This is a genomic window from Microbacterium sp. LWH12-1.2 (assembly GCF_040675825.1).
Lineage (GTDB): Bacteria > Actinomycetota > Actinomycetes > Actinomycetales > Microbacteriaceae > Microbacterium.
This window is the reverse complement of the sequence record NZ_JBEGIJ010000001.1, coordinates 2,809,282-2,826,842: the sequence shown is the minus strand read 5'-3', so window position 1 is coordinate 2,826,842 and position 17,561 is coordinate 2,809,282. Positions and strand designations below refer to the sequence as shown.

The following is a 17,561-nucleotide window of genomic DNA, read 5'->3' as shown; positions in this document are numbered from 1 at the left end:
TCATTCCCGCGGGCCGTACCCCCAGCGCAGCTCTACCGCTCCCGGTCCGAACGCGCGATGCACCAGATGAACCGCGCGCCCGTGCTTCACGGACACCGGAGTGATGACGGACCCTTCCGGCGTCTCCACTCGTTCCTCACACCAGTCGGGCAGCGCATCGGGGTGGAACCGGATCCACAGCACAAGCTCGCGGCACTGCCTGCTGACGGCGTAGCCGGATTCGCGGGTCGGCGGATACCCCTGCGGATAGGCGATCGACCACTCGACCATCGTGGTGTCGGGCGCCGTGAGCGGCGCGTCCAGGTCGAAGCGCCCGCCGTGTACCTCGCCGTTCGGGTGCGAGTAGAGCGCGTTGAGGCGCCCACCCGCCACAGCGGTGAAGGTCGGAGCCGGCGCGTCGATGCCCGGCGTCATCTCCAGAAAGGGGATCGCATCGACGGTGCCGGTGGTCGCCTGCACGATGCTCCGGATGCTGCACAGCGCGACGTTCCCGTCGGGTCCGACGTCGGTGACGGAATGGGTGGTGACTTCGCGAGACGTGCTCGGGTAGGGGACCCCGAGCGCGGCGTACGCGTCCGTCACCGCTCGTTCGATGTCGTTGGCATCCAGCGGAAAGTGGGCAGATCCCACCGGACCCGTCCGGTGGCTGCGTCCGAGGAGACGGGTGAGTGCGCCGACTTCGAGGTCGAGCAGCGCCTCGATGTCGGTCAGCGCGGCCACGGACTGCGCGCCTTCCGGGCGCCGGGCACCGGAACGCCAATAGCTCAGCGTTGCCATCGAGACGGTGTTGCCACGTTCTCTGAGCCGCTCGTGCAGCCAGGCCAGCGTCACTCTGCGGGCGTTGATGGCGTCACGCAGCGCCGGTGCGATCTGCGCCGATTCCGGGTCGTGCTGATCCTCTTCGATCTTCATCACAGACCCCCTCCGGTATGTGAAGAACTCCCGTTTACAGTGAGCATACGACCGTACGGGCGTCTCAAGGGGAGGAGGCGCTGATGTGGGGTCAACAGGCGGTATCCGACGTAGGTAGGGGCCCGACCCTGCGCAGGGATTCAGCCTGACGCAGCGGACACCCACGCTGCGAAACTGAATGAGGCCCGGCGGCGATTCTGGGGAGACCCGCCGGGCCTCATCATGTGCCGCCTCGAGTCTGCGTGTTGCCGCGTGGGCGCCCCGGGCACGGCGATCCGGCCGCGAACGCCCGCGTAGACTGGGAGGAACACCCCGGAGGACTCTGGATCGTCATGTCTGCCCCTGCTCGCACGTTCACGGTACGCAACGTACAGCTGATTCGTGCACTGTTCGCGGCGGCTGCGGCCGTGATGATCACCTTCTCGCCGGACCACTCGGCGGCCGTCGGGCTTTCGGTCTTCAGCGGCTTCGCCTTCGTCAGCGCGTTCGTCCTCGTGCTCGCCGCCTGGCTCGTCCTTCCTGCGGGTTCCCGCTGGTCGTACCTGCTGCTGGCGGCACTCGGTTTCGCGGCCGGAATGGTCAGCGGGATCCCACCGTGGCGCAATGACGATCTGTTCTTCGGCGTCGTCTGCACATGGGCGCTGGTCTCCGGTGGCGTCGAGCTGCTCGCCGGCATCCGTGCCCGCCGCTCCGACGACCCGACTGCCCGTGACGCCATCGCGGTCGGCGCCTTCGGCGTCCTGCTCGGCATCCTGCTCCTGCTGATCCCGGCCGGCCTCGTGCAGGAGTACTCGATCGAGAGCGCCGGCACATTCGAACTCACCGGGATCATCCTCGGCGTCGGGATGTTCGGCGCCTATGCGGCGATCGTCGCGGTGTTCCTCGGCATCGCCGGGCTCACGCCCCGAGCCAAGGCCGCAGCAGAGGATGCCGGAATCACCGAACCCGACCAGAGCGCGGCGCCGGAAGCGGCGGACCGTGGAGGAGAGCGATGAGCGACGAGAAACCGACCCGTCGGGACATCCTGCGACCGCTGCACCTGCTCGGCATCGCGCTCGTCTGCGGTGTCTTCGCGATGGTCGTGACGCTGGTTTCGACCGGTGCCTTCACCGCGCGGGTGAACGCGGCGATCGCCGCCGGCACCTATGAAGGGCTGACGCCCATCGCGCTGGGACTCGTCGTCGGCGGTGGCGCGTTCATCGCCACCCTGCTGATCCTGGCGATGCTGATCCTCGCCGTGGATCCCGCCGACGTCACCAAGAGGGTCGATCGCCCGGTGCTCTTCGACAAGGAGCCGGCCGATGACGCGGATGACGTGAATCCCGGGGGCGCTCCGCGCGCGTAGTCTTCCGCAGCTCTGCGGCCGAGTGGGCCTGCCTGGTCGAAAACGCACGGGCCGAGGCCGATTCGGATGCTTTTCCGACCACCCACCGGTGATGGAGATGCATTACGCCAGTTCGGGTACCCCTGAACCGGCGTAATGCATCCCGCAGAGCGGAAACCTACTGCGCGAGACGCTCCGCGATACCGATGTAGGTCGCGGGGGTGAGGGCGAGCAGACGCTGCTTCGCCGCATCGCCGATCTCGAGGCCCTCGACGAACTCCGCCAGCTCCGGCCCGCCGACGCGGTGACCGCGGGTGAGCTCCTTCAGCAGCGCGTACGGGTCGCTGATCGTGGAGCGGCCGGCGACGACCTCGGCACGGATGACGGTCTGGATCGCCTCGGCGAGCACTTCCCAGTTCACGTCGAGGTCGGCGAGCAGCACATCGCGCGCCAGTGAGATCTCGTTCAGGCCGCGGCGCAGATTATCGAGAGCGAGCAGCGAGTGCCCGAAAGCGACGCCGATGTTGCGCTGCGTCGTCGAGTCGGTGAGGTCCCGCTGCAGGCGGCTGGTGACGAGCGTCTGTGACAGCGAGCCGAGCAGGGCCGCCGACAGCTCGAGGTTCGCCTCGGCGTTCTCGAAGCGGATCGGGTTGATCTTGTGCGGCATCGTCGACGAGCCGGTGGCTCCGGCGACCGGGATCTGCGCGAAGTATCCGAGCGAGATGTAGGTCCAGATATCGGTGGCGAGGTTGTGCAGGATGCCGCCGGCGTGACGCACCCGGTCGTAGAGCTCGACCTGCCAGTCGTGCGACTCGATCTGCGTGGTGAGGACGTTGAAGCCGAGACCCAGCCCCTCCACGTACTCGCGGGCGACCTCGGGCCAGTCGACGGCCGGGTCGGCGGCGAGGTGGGCCGACCAGGTGCCGGTCGCGCCGGAGAACTTCGCCAGGTAGTCGGATGCCGCGATCTGCGCGCGCACCCGCTCGAGACGCCACGCGAAGACGGCGATCTCCTTGCCCATCGTCGACGGGGTCGCGGGCTGGCCGTGCGTGCGGGACAGCATGGCGGCATCCGCGTGCTCCACCGACAGCTCGCGGAGCTTGGCGATCACCGAGTCCAGGGCGGGCAGCCAGACGTTCTCGACCGCGCGCTTCACGGTGAGCGCGTAGGAGACCGAGTTGATGTCTTCGCTGGTGCAGGCGAAGTGGGTGAGCTCGGAGATCGAGTCGAGGCCCAGCGTCGACAGCCGGTCGCGCACGAGATACTCGATGGCCTTCACGTCGTGGCGGGTGACGGCTTCCTTCTCGGCGAGCCAGTCGATCTCGGTCTGCCCGAAGTCGCGGTAGAGGGCGCGCAGGCGCTCCTTGTCGGCATCCGGCAGCGGCGAGGTCTCGAACAGTGAGCGGTCGGTGAGGGCGATCAGCCACTCGACCTCGACCTCGACCCTGGCGCGGTTGAGGCCCGCCTCGGAGAGGAAATCGGCGAGGCCGGCGACGGCGGCACGGTAGCGTCCGTCGAGCGGGCTCAGGGGCTGCGGCGGAAGCGAAGGCTGGAAAGTCAGGGGAGTCCTCCTGATCGGGCCCGTCAAACGCGGGGCGTGCGGGGGAGACGCAGGGCGGGTTCGAGCTGAAGAAAGAGGCCCCTGGTCGCGGTCTCAATCATACCGAGGACGGAATCGAACATATCCGCGCCCGCGTAGTACGGGTCGGGGACGTCGAGCCCGTCGGCGTTCGCGTCGAAGGAGAGCAGCAGGGTGACCTTGCCCTCCTGGTCCTCGTTGTTCGCCCACTCGCGGAGGACGCGCTCGTGCGTGCGGTCGAGGGCGACGATCAGGTCGTTGTCGGCGAAGGATGCACTGGTGAACTGCCGCGCCCGGTGCTGGGAGCCGTCGTAGCCGCGCCGGGCGAGGGAGTCGATCGTCCGGTGGTCTGCGCGTTCGCCGAGGTGCCAATCGCCGGTGCTGGCACTGCGGGACACGATCCGTGAGCCCAGGCCCTGTCGTTCTGCCAGATCGCGGAACACGACCTCTGCCATCGGCGAGCGGCAGATGTTCCCCGTGCAGACGAAGATCACGCGAAAGGGATCCGGGGATGTCACAGAGTCCATTGTGCCCGCCGGTGGCGCTTCTGCACAGTCGACTGCGTGCACTCGTTCTGCACCGAACCGATTCCCCGCGGACTCTGCACCGGTCGTGCGGATCGGGAGGCCGGTCACGGTGGCGAACAAGGATGCTGGGCGCATGTACTCATTCGCAATCGCAGGGGCCGGGTCTTCGGAAGCCCTGTGGGCCTGGTTCGCGGCCCGGCGTGAGATCGAGTCGGCGATCGCCGCTCTCGACGAAGCCGCAGCCGCCCTCGTGGCACTGGCCGCGGACAGCGACTGGCAGTCCGACGGCCTGCGCGCACTGCACGCGTTGCTCTCCGATCTCCGGTCGCGTGCGTCCGCGCAGATCGCGAGCCTGTCCGAACGGGCGCGGGAATTGGAGAGGGTCGGGTTCGCATGAGTGATGACCTGGACATCACGCACGGCGGGGCGATCGCCGTCGACACCGAGGTGCTGCGCGATGTCGGCGTACGCATCGCGGTCGTTGCAGAGCGCCTCGCGGACACCCAGGGATCGATCCGCCGAGCGCACGGGATCATCGTCGACGCACCGGGGCTCGGTGCTCAGCTCGATACGGTCGCGCTGTGGGCGAGCGCCGATCGGGTGGACGAACTGCAGCGTCGATGCGAAGAGGCGAGCGTCGGCACCCTGTTGATGGCCGACGCCTACGAACTCGTCGAACTCCGCGCGCAGGCGGAGGCTCTTGCGCTCACCGATGCGGCCGCCGCGGATGCGCTGCACGCGCGGATCGAGCAGCTCGAGGCATCCGATGACCGCGTGGGCGGCATGGCCGACATGCTCATCGCCGGCTGGAAGGACCGGCGTTTCGAAGGGCTGGATTCGCAGTTCGACCTCAGCGGCGCGATGGCGCACTTGTTCGTGGGCGGCGGCCTGATCGGATCGACGCTGGGTCTCGGGAAGGTGCACGCAGGGAAGACACTGATCGGGAAGGCTGATCCGGTGACGGTGCGGCCGGTCGCGGCGTCCACTCCGGTGGGAACGCCCGCGAGCCTCGCCGATGCCTTCCGCCGCTTCCCGGAAGCGCCAGGAGCGCAGATCAGAGTCGATCGCCTCACCATGAGCGACGGCTCGACGCAGTTCATCGCGTACATCAAGGGAACACAGTCGCCGTTCTTCGGCGCAGGTGAGCCGTGGGACATGAAGTCGAACATCGAGCTCTACGCCGGCAAGACCTCGGCCTCCTATCAGGCCACGCTCGACGCGCTCGCGGCCGCGGGTGCGCAGCCTGGTGATCGCGTCGATCTGTTCGCGCACTCGCAGGCGGGAATGATCGCGTCTCGCCTCGCCATGGAGAGCGAGTTCGAGGTGCAGGTGGTGGCGACGGCAGGCAGCCCCACCGAGCCGACACTGCGTGAAGATCAGCTGCTCGTTCAGCTGATCCATTCCGACGACATCGTGTCTTCGCTCGCGGGCGGAGGGTCTCCCGGCGGTACCGGATCGCCCGACAGCTTCACGGCGACCCGTGAAGGAGACTCGTCAGACGGTGTGCAAGACGTCTGGTTGGACACCCACTGGATGCACTCGTACATCGAGACCGCCGAGATGGTCGACAGGTCCGACGATCCTCGGGCTGTGGCACTCGACGAGTACTGGAGGACGCTCGACGCTGCCGAGGTGATCGAGTCGACGGAGTACCGCGCCGAGCGGACCGGGTGGTCCGGCTGAGCGGATATCGCTCAGTCGCGGCGGGACTTCTTGCGCTGCGGACGCAGGATGAAGCCGAAGATGCCGTTGATGATCGAGATGATGATCGCGGCGACCACGCCCCACCAGAAGTGACCGACGGTGAGGCCCCAGCCGAAGCCGCTCGTGATCCAGGCGGTCAGCCACAGCAGGAAGCCGTTGATGACGAAGCCGATGAGGCCGATGGTGAGGATGTAGAGCGGGAAGGCGACGATCTTCACGACGGTGCCGATGATCGTGTTCACCAGGGCGAAGATCGCACCGACGGCGAGCAGCGTGAGGACCAGCTGCAGCGTCTCGGCGGGCGGGAAGGCGGTGATCGCCACCTGCAGCACGGGGATCAACGTCACCACCCAGAGGGCGAAGGCGTTCACGATGACTCGAATGATGAAGCGCATGGTCGTTTCAGTGTGGCACGATCGGCGCCGGATGTCAGCGGTTCACCGGGCGGACGCTCGCCAGAGCTCGACGCCCGCTCCTAGACTCGACTCGTGACCGAGCCGATTCTGCCCCGCATCCGCCCCGCCATCGCCGCGCTCGCGCCGTACCGGCAAGGCAAGCAGGCAGGACCCGACGCGTTCAAGCTGTCCAGCAACGAGAACCCCTTCGATCCGCTGCCCTCGGTCGTCGCCGCTCTGCAGCACACGACCCCGATCAACCGCTACCCGGATGCATCGGCCGGCCGCCTGCGTGAGCGCCTCGCCGTCCGTTACGGCGTCGACTCCGACCAGGTGCACGTCGCCGCAGGTTCCGTCTCGATCCTGCACCAGCTGATCCTCGCCACCTCCTCCGTGGGCGATGAGGTCGTCTACGCGTGGCGCTCGTTCGAGGCCTACCCGAGCCTTCCTCTCGTCGCCGGGGCCACGGGTGTGCAGGTGCCGCTGACGGCCGAGTCGCGCCACGACCTCGACGCGATGGCGGATGCCGTCACCGAACGCACCAGCGCCATCATCCTGTGCACTCCCAACAACCCGACCGGCCCGATCATCACGAGCGCCGAGTTCGCGTCCTTCGTCGGCCGTGTTCCGGCCGATGTGCTGATCGTCCTCGATGAGGCCTACGCCGAGTTCGTGACTGCGCCGGACGCCGTCGACGGGCTGAAGGAACGCGCATTCGAAGCGCATCCCAACGTGGTCGTCCTGCGCACGTTCTCCAAGGCCTACGGACTCGCCGGGCTTCGCATCGGCTACGCGATCGGCAACAGCAAGGTGCTGGATGCCGCGCGCGCCACCGGCATCCCCCTGTCGGTCACGTCCGCCGCTGAGAACGCGGCGATCGCCAGCCTCGACGCCGAAGCCGAGCTGCTCGATCGGGTCGCCGTGATCGTCGAGCGGCGCACGCTCCTTCGCGACGGTCTGCGCGCTCAGGGGTGGGATGTCCCGGACGCTCAGGGCAACTTCGTCTGGTTGCCCGCAGCAGAGCGCACCGATGAGGTGGCCGCCGCCTTCACTGCGGCCGACGTGGTCGTGCGCCCGTTCAGCGGCGACGGCATCCGCATCTCCGTCGGCGAGGAGGCGTCCATCGCCCGCGTGCTCGAGGTGGCCGCCGCTACCCGCTGATCGGCGCATTCCTCCGGGTTCCCGACAGATACAAGGGCGTCCTAGGTATGCGTGCCCGGGAATGCCGGCGCGGGTAGCGTAAGAGCCGTGACTACCTCCGAGACCCCCCTCGTGCGCGTGCTCGATGCGACCGGACGGTTCACTCCGTCGGACGCCGCCGAGCCGTACCTGCCCCTGATCGACGCGATCACGGACGCAGAGCTCGAGCAGTTCTACCGCGACATGGTCGTCATCCGCGCGATCGACGTCCAGGCCACCAATCTGCAGCGGCAGGGACAGCTCGCCCTCTGGCCGCCGAGCCGTGGTCAGGAGGCCGCGCAGGTCGGCTCGGCTCGCGCCGCCCGTCCGCAGGACACGATCTTCCCCTCCTACCGCGAGCACGCGGTCACCCGCATCCGCGGCGTCGACCCTCTCGACATCATCAAGCTGATGCGCGGCGTCTCGCACGGCGGCTGGGATCCGAGCGATCCGAAGAACGGCAACACCCGCCTGTACACGCTGGTGCTCGGCTCACAGGCGCTGCACGCCACGGGCTATGCGATGGGCCTCGCCTTCGACGGAAAGTCCGGCACCGGCGACGTCGAGGCCGACCAGGCCGTCATCGTCTACTACGGCGACGGCGCCTCCAGCCAGGGCGACGTGCACGAGGCCATGGTCTTCGCGGCCAGCTACAAGACGCCAGAGGTCTTCTTCCTGCAGAACAACCACTGGGCGATCTCGGTCCCGGTCTCCACCCAGTCACCGGTGCCGCTGGTTCAGCGCAGCGCCGGCTACGGCATCCCGAGCGTCCGGGTCGACGGCAACGACGTGCTCGCCAGCTACGCGGTCTCCCGTGTCGCTCTCGACGAGGCGCGCAGCGGGCTCGGCCCCCGCGCGATCGAGGCCGTCACCTACCGCCTCGGTGCGCACACCACGAGCGATGACCCGACGAAGTACCGCGGTTCCGACGAGGAGCAGTCCTGGGCCGAGCGCGATCCGATCATCCGGATGCGCGCCTTCCTCGAAGGCCGCGGGGCATCGGCCGCGTTCTTCGACGACGTCGAGACAGAGGGGGCGGATGCCGCAGAGGGTCTGCGCTCCCGCACCGTGGAGCTCGGCCCGCCGCCGGCATCCAAGGTCTTCGACCATGTCTACAGCGAGCCGCATCCGCTGATCGACGAACAGCGCGCCTGGCGCGACAGTTATGAGTCGTCGTTCGAAGGGGGCGCGAAGTGACCCTCGAGACGATGCCGTTCAGCAAGGCCCTCAACGCCGGGCTGCGCAAGGCCATGGAAGACGACCCCCGCGTTCTGATGATGGGCGAGGACATCGGCAAGCTCGGCGGCGTGTTCCGCGTCACCGAGCACCTGCAGCGCGACTTCGGCGAGCGGCGCGTGCTGGACACCCCGCTCGCGGAATCCGGAATCGTCGGCACCGCCATCGGTCTGGCGATGACCGGCTTCCGTCCGGTCTGCGAGATCCAGTTCGACGGATTCGTGTTCCCCGCGTTCGACCAGATCACCACCCAGCTCGCCAAGCTGACCAACCGGCATGAGGGTCGGCTCTCGATGCCGATCGTCATCCGCATCCCCTACGGCGGTCACATCGGCGCCGTCGAGCACCACCAGGAGAGCCCGGAGGCGTACTTCACGCACACCCCCGGACTGCGGGTGGTGTCGCCGTCGACACCGAACGACGCGTATTGGATGATCCAAGAGGCGATCCGTTCCAACGATCCGGTGATCTTCATGGAGCCGAAGAGCCGGTACTGGCAGAAGGGCGAGGTCGACGTCGAGTCATCCGCCGTTCCCCTGCATTCCTCGCGCGTGGTGCGCACGGGCTCCGACGTCACTCTCGTCGGTCACGGCGCGATCGTCACCACGCTGCTGCAGGCAGCAGCGCTCGCCGAGTCCGAGGGCACCAGCTGCGAGGTCGTCGATGTGCGTTCGCTGTCGCCGATCGACTACGAGCCGATCCTCGACTCGGTGCGCAAGACCGGTCGCATGGTCTACGCGCAGGAGGCGCAGGGCTTCACCAGCCTCGGCAGCGAGGTCGCCGCGACCGTCATGGAGCGCGCCTTCTATGCGCTCGAAGCGCCGGTGCTGCGTGTGTCCGGCTACGACACCCCGTTCCCGCCCGCGAAGCTCGAGGGCACGTATCTCCCTGATGCCGACCGCATCCTCGAGGCCGTCGATCGCTCGCTGGCCTACTGACTCCACCGTCCGGAAGGACTCGCTATGAGCACGCAGAACTTCAACCTCCCCGATGTCGGCGAAGGCCTCACCGAGGCCGAGATCGTGACGTGGAAGGTCGCCCCCGGCGACACGGTCGCGATCAACGACGTGATCTGCGAGATCGAGACCGCCAAATCGCTGGTCGAGCTGCCGTCGCCGCATGCCGGTATCGTCGGTGAGCTGCTCGTCGGTGAGGGCACCACGGTCGAGGTCGGGTCGCCGATCATCACCTTCCTGACGGATGCCGTGGATGCTGCACCCGCCGCTCCGGCACCTGCTGTCGAGGAGGCCGGCGGCTCGGTGCTCGTCGGCTACGGCACCGGAGGAGGCGCCACCTCGCGCCGACGCAAGCCGCCGGAGCGCTCGGTGCTCTCCTCGGTCGGCGTCATCGCGAAGCCGCCGATCCGCAAGCTCGCCCGCGACCTCGGGGTCGACCTCACCGCGGTCACCGCCACCGGCGGCGACGGCGAGGTCACGCGCGACGATGTCGTGAATCACGCATCTCAGGCCAGCGTCTTCCGCAACATCCAGACTCCGGAGTGGGGAGACGTGCGCGAGGAGACCGTTCCGGCCCCGCACACGGCACCGGGCGGGATCGCCCGCGGCATCGCGGCGTCTGCGGCATCCGAGGACCGCACCGAATCCATTCCGGTCAAGGGCGTGCGCAAGGCGACGTCGTCGGCCATGGTGCAGAGCGCCTACTCCGCGCCGCACGTCACGGTGTGGAAGGAGATCGACGCCTCCCGCACGATGGAGCTCGTCAAGCGGCTCAAGGCATCGCCGGACTACGCCGAGATCCGCGTCTCGCCGCTGCTGATCATGGCCCGCGCCGTGATCTGGGCCGCCCGCCGGACGCCGATGGTGAACGCGGCCTGGGTCGACAAGGATGGCGGCGCCGAGATCGCCGTCCGCCACTACGTGAACCTCGGCATCGCCGCGGCGACCCCGCGCGGTCTGCTCGTCCCGAACATCAAGGACGCGCAGGACCTCGGGATGAAGGATCTCGCCCGTGCCTTGAACCGCCTGACGCTGACCGCCCGCGAAGGAAAGACGACGCCGGCCGACCAGCAGGGCGGCACGATCACGATCACGAACATCGGTGTGTTCGGGATGGATGCCGGCACGCCGATCATCAACCCCGGCGAGGCCGGAATCGTCGCGCTGGGAACCATCAGCCAGAAGCCCTGGGTCGTCGACGGCGAGGTGCGCCCGCGCTGGGTGACGACGGTCGCCGGTTCGTTCGATCACCGTGTGGTCGACGGCGACGGCATGAGTCGGTTCATCGCCGACGTCGCGTCCATTCTCGAGGAGCCAGCGCTGCTCGTCGACTGACGGTCCGTTGGCCAGGTTCGTGGCCGGTGCGCGTGCCGTGTCGCAGAAGCTGCGGGTGCTCGGCATCCGCACTGACGATTTGTGTGACGCACAGTCGACCCGCGGCACAGAAGATGCGGGTTTGCCAGCAACGCACCCGCCGCTTCTGTGACATGGCTGCGGTTCTGACAGACGCCGGACGGATGCAGACCCGGGCGGATGCCGCGGCCTACGCCCGCGCGCTCAGTCGCCGCTCGGCGAGCAGCGGCACGGCCTGCTCCCGCGCCGCGCGGCGAGCGGTCGCGACGGCACCGATCGACACCACCTCGCCGCCGAGCGTCGAGGCAAGCAGTTCGGGGGCCGGAAGGTGCAGCTGCTCCGGGAGGATCCGGCGAGCGGCGGCGAGCACGGGTTCGATGCTCTCGGCGACGGCGCCGCAGACGATCACGCGCGCCGGGTCGTACATGCTGCCGAGCACGCCGACCACGCGTGCCAGGGTCTCGCCGACCCGGGAGCTGACGAGAAGGGCATCCGGATCTCCCGCCGCGGCTGCGGTGAGAACCGCGCGAGGGTCGATACGGCGGGCGTCGGTGAGCCGGCCTATCGCGCTGCCGCGATCGATCTCGCCGCTCTCGACACCGGCGCGCACTTGATCCTGCAGCGCATAGCGGAGCCCGAACGCCGAGCCGACGCCGATGACGTGGTCGAAGACGACGCCCTCGCCGACCCCGCCATGAGCGCCGTGCAGCACGTGGCCGTCGACCACGACACCCCCGCCGAAGCGTTCGCTGGAGAGAAGTGCCACGTAGTCGCGGCATCCGATCGCAGCTCCGGACGAGCCCTCCGCTATCGCGGCGAGCTGTGCGTCGTTCTTGATCTCCACGACGGGTGCCCAGTCGCGCAGGGCCTCGGCGAGGCCGGGGTTGGTGCGTTCCCAGAAGCCGTCCGGATGCGGCGGTGAGACGCCGTCGCGGTCGACGGGCGCGGCGACGCCGATGCACATCGCGAGAATGTCGCTTTGCGAGCGATCAGCCTCATCGAGAGCGAGCTGCAACTGCCCGATGATCGTCCGGAGTCGCTCGGTCGCCGACTGAGACGGATCCAGATCTGTGCGGTGGTGCACGAGGGTGCGATCCAGCGGATCGGCGACCGTCACCGCGAGGTGGGTGTCGCCGGCGTCCACGCCGATCACGATGCCGATGTCGGGCGAGAGCGCGAAGCGCCGCGCGGGACGGCCGGAGCGGTAGCTGCCGGCGGCTCGCGCATTGGGCAGCTCTTGAAGCACCTCGGCACCGACGAGCGTGTCGATGGCATCGATCGCCGTCGATCGGGTCAGCGAAGTGCTCGCCATCGCCTCCGTGGCGGTGAATTCTCCCGCGGTCCAGGCGAAGTCGAGAACAGCGCCGACGCTCGCGCGGCCGGTGCCGAGGTCTGCGGAAACATCTGCCACAGCTCTTGACCTCGCTCTCCCTCAGATGAGAGAGTACCCTTCATCAGTAGATTTGCTCACTAGATTTAATCCATGAATCTACGCATGAAAGGACAACGGTGTCTCTGAAACGCACACGCCCGATCCGGCTCGCCGCCGGCGCGACCGCCCTCGGGCTGCTCGCCGCATCGCTCACCGCCTGCGCGGCCGGATCGGATCGCGAAACCATCCGCTTCACGTTCAGCAAGCGAGAGGCGATCCAGTTCATGACTGAACTCGTCGCCGAGTACAACTCCGCGCAGGATGAGGTCCGCGTCGAGATCGACACCTCCGGCGTGGATGTCGTCTCGGCGAGCTTCGTGCGAGGCAGCCCGCCCGACATCATGCTGGCCAACTACAACATGGAGATCGCGCGCTTCGTGCAGCGCTGCACGCTGTCCGATCTCGCCGGCACCGATGCCGCAGCCAGTACCCGCGAGGACCTGCAGCCGCTGCTCGACCAGTACGGATTCTGCGAGGGGCGCACCAGCGCCCTGCCGTACTCGGTGATGGCGGCATCCGTCATCTACAACAAGGACATCTTCGCGGCCAACGGCCTCGAGGTCCCGCAGACCTGGGACGAGCTGATCGCCGTGTGCGAGCAGCTGAAGGCGGCCGGCATCACGCCGTTCTACGCGACATTCAAGGACGACTGGACGGCCGGCCAGGGCTGGTACGACTACGCGCTGGGCGGTTCGATCGACGTCATCGACTTCTTCGAGCAGCTGGCCGCGGAGGGCGCCGACGTCGGCCCGGATTCGGCCGTCTCGTTCCAGAACGACTTCGCCGAGCCGATCGACAGGATGCTCCAGCTCACGGAGAACTATGTCAACGAGGATGCCTCGAGCCGCGGCTACGGCGACGGCAACCTCGCCTTCTCGAAGGGCGAGGCCGCCATGTACCTGCAGGGGCCGTGGGCGTTCAGCGAGATCGCGAAGACCGCGCCGGACCTTGAGCTCGGCACCTTCCCTCTGCCGATGACGGACGACCCGTCCGACCTCGCGGTGCGCGTCAACATGGATCTCGCCGCGATGATCCCGGAGGGCTCGCGTCATCAGGATGCCGCCCGCGACTTCCTGGAGTTCCTCTATGAGCCCGAGAACATCGAGGCGTACAACGCGTCCCAGCTCGGGTTCACGCCCACGAAGGATGCCGCGGCTCCCGACGATCCGCGGATCGAGGGGATGATCGAGTACTACGACGACGCCCAGGTGTATCAAGGCCCCTCGGTGCTCGTGCCGAAGACGATCCCGGTCTTCAACTACGTGCAGGCGATCGTGCTCGGCGCCGACCCCGCCGCCACCCTGCGCACCATGGACGCGGACTGGGCGCGTGTCGCCTTCCGCGCCCCCGCCGTGTCGAGCGAGACAGAGGAGTCCGCGAAATGACCACGACAACGACCATCGTCACCGGGGGCGCGCGCCGGTTGCGCCGCCCCACGAAGCGCGTCGAGCCGATCTACTACCTGTTCCTGGTGCCGACACTGGTGCTATTCACCCTGGCGATCACCGTGCCGGCGGTGATGGGCATCTTCTTCAGCTTCACCGACTCCATCGGCATCGGGGACTGGAGCTTCAACGGGCTGACCAACTACATCGCGCTTTTCAGTGACCCCGCCATCCTGCAGAGCTACCTGTTCACGTTCGGGTTCTCGATCGCGACGGTGCTCGCCGTCAACGTGGTGGCATTCCTGCTCGCGGTCGGGCTGACCTCCCGCATCCGTTTCAAGACGGGGCTGCGGACGATCTTCGTGATCCCGATGGTGATCTCCGGCATCATCATCGCCTACGTCTTCAACTTCCTGTTCTCCAACTCCCTCCCCGCAGCGGGGGCCGCGACCGGCATCCCGTGGCTCGAGACGAGCATGCTGGCGAACCCCGATCTGGCCTGGGTCGCGATCGTGATCGTGACCGCATGGCAGGCCGTCCCTGGCACGCTCCTGATCTACATCGCAGGGCTGCTTTCGGTGCCGGGCGAGGTGTACGAGGCCGCCGACATCGACGGCGCCAACAAGCTCCAGCAACTGACCCGCATCACGCTGCCGCTGGTGGCCGGCTACGTCGTGATCAACGTCATCCTCGGATTCAAGGGCTTCCTCGGGGCATACGACATCATCGTCGGCCTCACCAACGGCGGGCCGGGCACCGCGACGAGGAGTATCTCGATGACAGTGATCGCCGGCTTCAACGGCGGCGACTACGCCTACCAGATGGCGAACGCGACGATCTTCTTCATCGTCGCGATCATCGTCTCCCTCTTCCAGCTCTCGCTGACACGCGGAAGGAACGCACTCTGATGTCGACGCAGACGCTCACCACCGTCACCGCCTCCGGCCGCAAGCCCCGCGTCAGGATGGAGCGGGTGAACTGGTCGGGAACGATCATCCTGATCCTGTGCGCCGTCACCGTGCTGCTGCCGCTGTACGTCACGCTCTCGATGGCGTTCAAGACGCAGGCGCAGGCTGTCGACGGCAACGCCTTCTCGTTCCCGGCGCCCTTCAGCATCGAGGGCTTCGTTCAGGCCTGGACCCTCACGAAGTTCCCGGTGGGTGCCGGAATCTCGCTGCTGGTCACCGCCGGCACCGTCTTCGCCACGATCGTGCTGGCGGCGTTCGCCTCCTACGCCATCGTGCGCAATTGGGATCGGAAGCTCTTCCGGTACTCGTTCTTCTACCTGCTGGCCGCGATGTTCATCCCGTTCCCCGTGGTCGCGCTGCCGCAGATCCAGCTCACCGGCCAGGTGGGGCTGGACAACCCCTTCGGCGTCATCATCCTCGCGACGATGTTCCAGATGAGCTTCAGCGTCCTGCTGTTCACCGCGTTCCTGCGGTCGATACCGCTCGAGCTCGAGGAGAGCGCGCGCATCGACGGCGCGACGACCTGGCAGACCTTCTGGAAGCTGATCTTCCCGCTGCTCGCTCCGATGAGCGCCACCGTCGGGATCTTCGCCTTCCTGTACGCCTGGAACGACTTCATGATGCCGTCGCTGATCATCTCCGACCCTGCGTTGCAGACGCTCCCCGTGCGACAGAACCTCTTCCAGACGCAGTTCAGCAACAACTACCACGTGTCCTTCGCCTCGTACCTGATGGCGATGGCGCCTGCCATCGTGGCCTACCTGTTCACGCAGCGCTGGGTCATGGAAGGCGTCACTCAGGGCGCTGTCAAGGGCTGAGCCGGTCCGGCGAGAACAAGGCACACTCGAACCCCCACAAGAAGGAGCAGTCCCACTCATGACCGACGCGCTACTCGTCGAGACCCGCAAGGCCGATCCCGCCACCTGGTGGCGACAGGCCGCCGTCTATCAGATCTACCCGCGGAGCTTCGCCGATGCGAACGGTGACGGGCTCGGAGACATCCCCGGCATCGTCTCCCGTGTCGACTATCTCGACGACCTCGGCATCGACGCCGTGTGGCTGAGCCCGTTCTATCCGTCGGCGCTCGCCGACGGCGGATATGACGTCGCCGACTACCGCGACGTCGATCCGCGCCTCGGAACGCTGGAGGACTTCGACGCGATGGTCGCGGCCCTCCACGCCCGCGGCATCCGCGTCGTGGTCGACATCGTCCCCAACCACACCTCGGACCTGCACGAGTGGTTCCAGGAGGCGCTCGCCGCCGGGCGCGGGTCGGTCGCACGTGACCGTTACATCTTCCGCGAGGGCAGTGGCGAGAACGGCGAGCTGCCGCCGACCGACTGGGTGTCGGTGTTCGGCGGGCCCGCATGGGAGCGCGTCGAGGACGGCCAGTGGTACTTCCACAACTTCGCCACCGAGCAGCCGGATCTGAACTGGGACAACCCGGAGGTCCGCGAGGACTTCCTGACGACCCTGCGCTTCTGGTCGGACCGCGGCGTCGACGGGTTCCGCATCGACGTCGCGCACATGCTGACGAAGGATCTCACCGAGCCGCTGCCGTCACGCGCCGAGCTCGAGCTCATCCCGCAGGACGGCAAGCATCCGCTGATCGACCGGGATGACGTGCACGAGATCTACGCCGAGTGGCGGAGGGTGTTCGACGAGTACGACCCGCCCCGCACCGCGGTCGCCGAGGCCTGGGTCGCAACTCCCGAGCGCCGCGCGAAGTACGCCTCCGCGGAGGGTCTCGGCCAGGCGTTCAACTTCGATCTGCTGGTCGCGGACTTCGACGCCGGGCAGTTCCGCTCGATCATCGCCGAGAATCTGGCGCAGTCGCAGATGAGCGGATCATCGACGACCTGGGTGCTCTCGAACCACGACGTCACCAGGCACGCCACCCGCTACGGGCTGCCGGCACTGAACGGGCGCCCGGTCAAGCAGGGCACCGAATGGGTGGCCGCGGGCGGGCCCGAGGACCGGCTCGATCGCGAACGGGGGCGGCGCAGGGCGCGTGCGGCGACGCTGCTCCTGCTCGGCCTGCCCGGCAGCACCTATCTCTACCAGGGCGAGGAACTCGGGCTGCACGAGGTCGCCGAGATCGCACCGCAGGAGCGACAGGACCCTGCCTTCTTCCGCGGCGGAGAGTTCGACGGGCTTGGCAGGGACGGATGCCGTGTGCCACTGCCGTGGACGGCGACCGGGGCGTCGTTCGGATTCGGGTCCGGCGATGCGCACCTGCCGCAGCCGGCCTGGTTCGCCGAGTACGCGGTGGATGCCGAGGCGGCGGACCCGGCTTCGACGCTGTCGCTCTACCGCGAGGCCCTGTCGCTGCGGCACCGCCTGCAGACGGACGAACGTCTGGAATGGATTCCCACTGGCCGCGATGACGTGCTGCGGTTCGAGCGCCCAAACGGCTGGCAGATCGTGGCGAACTTCGGCACCGAGCCGTTCGAGATCGGTGCGGATGCCGAGGGCATCGTGCTCTCGAGCGGCACTGTCGACGGACGCTCGGTCCCCGGCGAGACGACGGTCTGGATCGCCCCGGCGGGGCTCGTCGGCTGAGCCGCATATTTCTGGGGGCGGGGGAGCAGGGCAACAACGCGCGTTTGAT

General features: G+C 67.8%; 17 protein-coding genes. 12 read left to right on the top strand and 5 right to left on the bottom strand.

The genetic code is table 11. The annotated features are described in order from the left end of the window. Positions 1-912 carry a hypothetical protein gene (locus MRBLWH12_RS13455; RefSeq protein WP_363549730.1) on the bottom strand — a complete coding sequence of 304 codons (912 nt, stop codon included), beginning with the start codon at positions 910-912 and terminating at the stop codon, positions 1-3. 332 nt (positions 913-1,244) lie between these two features. On the opposite strand from MRBLWH12_RS13455, the gene MRBLWH12_RS13450 reads away from it, so the two are divergent. Beyond that, positions 1,245-1,907: an acyl-CoA synthetase gene (locus tag MRBLWH12_RS13450; protein WP_341976824.1), complete on the top strand. Its 663-nt coding sequence runs from the start codon at positions 1,245-1,247 to the stop codon at positions 1,905-1,907. Continuing rightward, a complete protein-coding gene (locus tag MRBLWH12_RS13445) occupies positions 1,904-2,257 on the top strand; it encodes a hypothetical protein (RefSeq protein WP_341976826.1) in 354 nt (117 codons plus the stop codon). Before MRBLWH12_RS13450 ends, MRBLWH12_RS13445 begins: the two co-directional genes overlap by 4 nt. A gap of 157 nt (positions 2,258-2,414) precedes the next feature. Here MRBLWH12_RS13445 and purB read toward each other — a convergent pair whose 3' ends face one another. Both purB and MRBLWH12_RS13435 read right to left on the bottom strand, forming a co-directional pair. Beyond that, the gene (purB, locus tag MRBLWH12_RS13440; RefSeq protein WP_363549728.1) at positions 2,415-3,824 is read right to left on the bottom strand and encodes an adenylosuccinate lyase; all 1,410 of its coding nucleotides are present in this window, start codon (positions 3,822-3,824) and stop codon (positions 2,415-2,417) included. Next, complete coding sequence (locus MRBLWH12_RS13435) at positions 3,821-4,333, bottom strand: low molecular weight protein-tyrosine-phosphatase (RefSeq protein ID WP_414684993.1); 513 nt, start codon at positions 4,331-4,333, stop codon at positions 3,821-3,823. Before MRBLWH12_RS13435 ends, purB begins: the two co-directional genes overlap by 4 nt. A 142-nt stretch (positions 4,334-4,475) precedes the next feature. Here MRBLWH12_RS13435 and MRBLWH12_RS13430 point away from each other — a divergent pair, with 142 nt between their 5' ends. Both MRBLWH12_RS13430 and MRBLWH12_RS13425 read left to right on the top strand, forming a co-directional pair. Beyond that, positions 4,476-4,739 (top strand): hypothetical protein, encoded by a 264-nt coding sequence (locus tag MRBLWH12_RS13430; RefSeq protein WP_363549725.1) that lies wholly within the window; start codon positions 4,476-4,478, stop codon positions 4,737-4,739. After that, on the top strand, positions 4,736-6,025 hold the full coding sequence (locus MRBLWH12_RS13425) for a hypothetical protein (RefSeq protein ID WP_363549723.1): 1,290 nt from the start codon (positions 4,736-4,738) through the stop codon (positions 6,023-6,025). The genes MRBLWH12_RS13430 and MRBLWH12_RS13425 overlap by 4 nt, the downstream gene beginning before the upstream one ends. 11 nt (positions 6,026-6,036) lie before the next feature. Here the strand turns inward: MRBLWH12_RS13425 and MRBLWH12_RS13420 are convergent, their stop codons facing one another. Further along, complete coding sequence (locus MRBLWH12_RS13420) at positions 6,037-6,441, bottom strand: phage holin family protein (RefSeq protein WP_341976835.1); 405 nt, start codon at positions 6,439-6,441, stop codon at positions 6,037-6,039. 93 nt (positions 6,442-6,534) lie between these two features. On the opposite strand from MRBLWH12_RS13420, the gene MRBLWH12_RS13415 reads away from it, so the two are divergent. From MRBLWH12_RS13415 to MRBLWH12_RS13400, 4 genes are all read left to right on the top strand, one after another. After that, a complete protein-coding gene (locus MRBLWH12_RS13415) occupies positions 6,535-7,602 on the top strand; it encodes a histidinol-phosphate transaminase (protein ID WP_363549720.1) in 1,068 nt (355 codons plus the stop codon). A gap of 87 nt (positions 7,603-7,689) precedes the next feature. Next, entirely contained in the window at positions 7,690-8,817 is a 1,128-nt protein-coding gene (locus MRBLWH12_RS13410) for a thiamine pyrophosphate-dependent dehydrogenase E1 component subunit alpha (RefSeq protein WP_363549717.1), read from the top strand. A gap of 11 nt (positions 8,818-8,828) precedes the next feature. After that, entirely contained in the window at positions 8,829-9,794 is a 966-nt protein-coding gene (locus MRBLWH12_RS13405; RefSeq protein ID WP_363551371.1) for an alpha-ketoacid dehydrogenase subunit beta, read from the top strand. A gap of 24 nt (positions 9,795-9,818) precedes the next feature. Further along, positions 9,819-11,147 (top strand): dihydrolipoamide acetyltransferase family protein, encoded by a 1,329-nt coding sequence (locus tag MRBLWH12_RS13400; protein ID WP_363549715.1) that lies wholly within the window; start codon positions 9,819-9,821, stop codon positions 11,145-11,147. A gap of 208 nt (positions 11,148-11,355) precedes the next feature. On the opposite strand, the gene MRBLWH12_RS13395 is transcribed toward MRBLWH12_RS13400, so the two are convergent. Continuing rightward, positions 11,356-12,576 carry an ROK family protein gene (locus tag MRBLWH12_RS13395; protein WP_363549713.1) on the bottom strand — a complete coding sequence of 407 codons (1,221 nt, stop codon included), beginning with the start codon at positions 12,574-12,576 and terminating at the stop codon, positions 11,356-11,358. Positions 12,577-12,674: 98 nt separating this feature from the next. On the opposite strand from MRBLWH12_RS13395, the gene MRBLWH12_RS13390 reads away from it, so the two are divergent. Genes MRBLWH12_RS13390 through MRBLWH12_RS13375 form a run of 4 tightly spaced genes read left to right on the top strand, consistent with a single transcriptional unit; the run spans position 12,675 to position 17,512 of the window. Further along, positions 12,675-13,982 carry an ABC transporter substrate-binding protein gene (locus MRBLWH12_RS13390; RefSeq protein WP_414684991.1) on the top strand — a complete coding sequence of 436 codons (1,308 nt, stop codon included), beginning with the start codon at positions 12,675-12,677 and terminating at the stop codon, positions 13,980-13,982. Then, positions 13,979-14,890, top strand: coding sequence for a carbohydrate ABC transporter permease (locus tag MRBLWH12_RS13385; protein WP_363549711.1), 912 nt, complete (start codon positions 13,979-13,981; stop codon positions 14,888-14,890). Before MRBLWH12_RS13390 ends, MRBLWH12_RS13385 begins: the two co-directional genes overlap by 4 nt. Then, a complete protein-coding gene (locus MRBLWH12_RS13380; protein WP_363549709.1) occupies positions 14,890-15,768 on the top strand; it encodes a carbohydrate ABC transporter permease in 879 nt (292 codons plus the stop codon). Before MRBLWH12_RS13385 ends, MRBLWH12_RS13380 begins: the two co-directional genes overlap by 1 nt. 58 nt (positions 15,769-15,826) lie before the next feature. Then, a complete protein-coding gene (locus MRBLWH12_RS13375; RefSeq protein ID WP_363549707.1) occupies positions 15,827-17,512 on the top strand; it encodes an alpha-amylase family glycosyl hydrolase in 1,686 nt (561 codons plus the stop codon). The last annotated feature ends 49 nt before the right edge of the window (positions 17,513-17,561 follow it).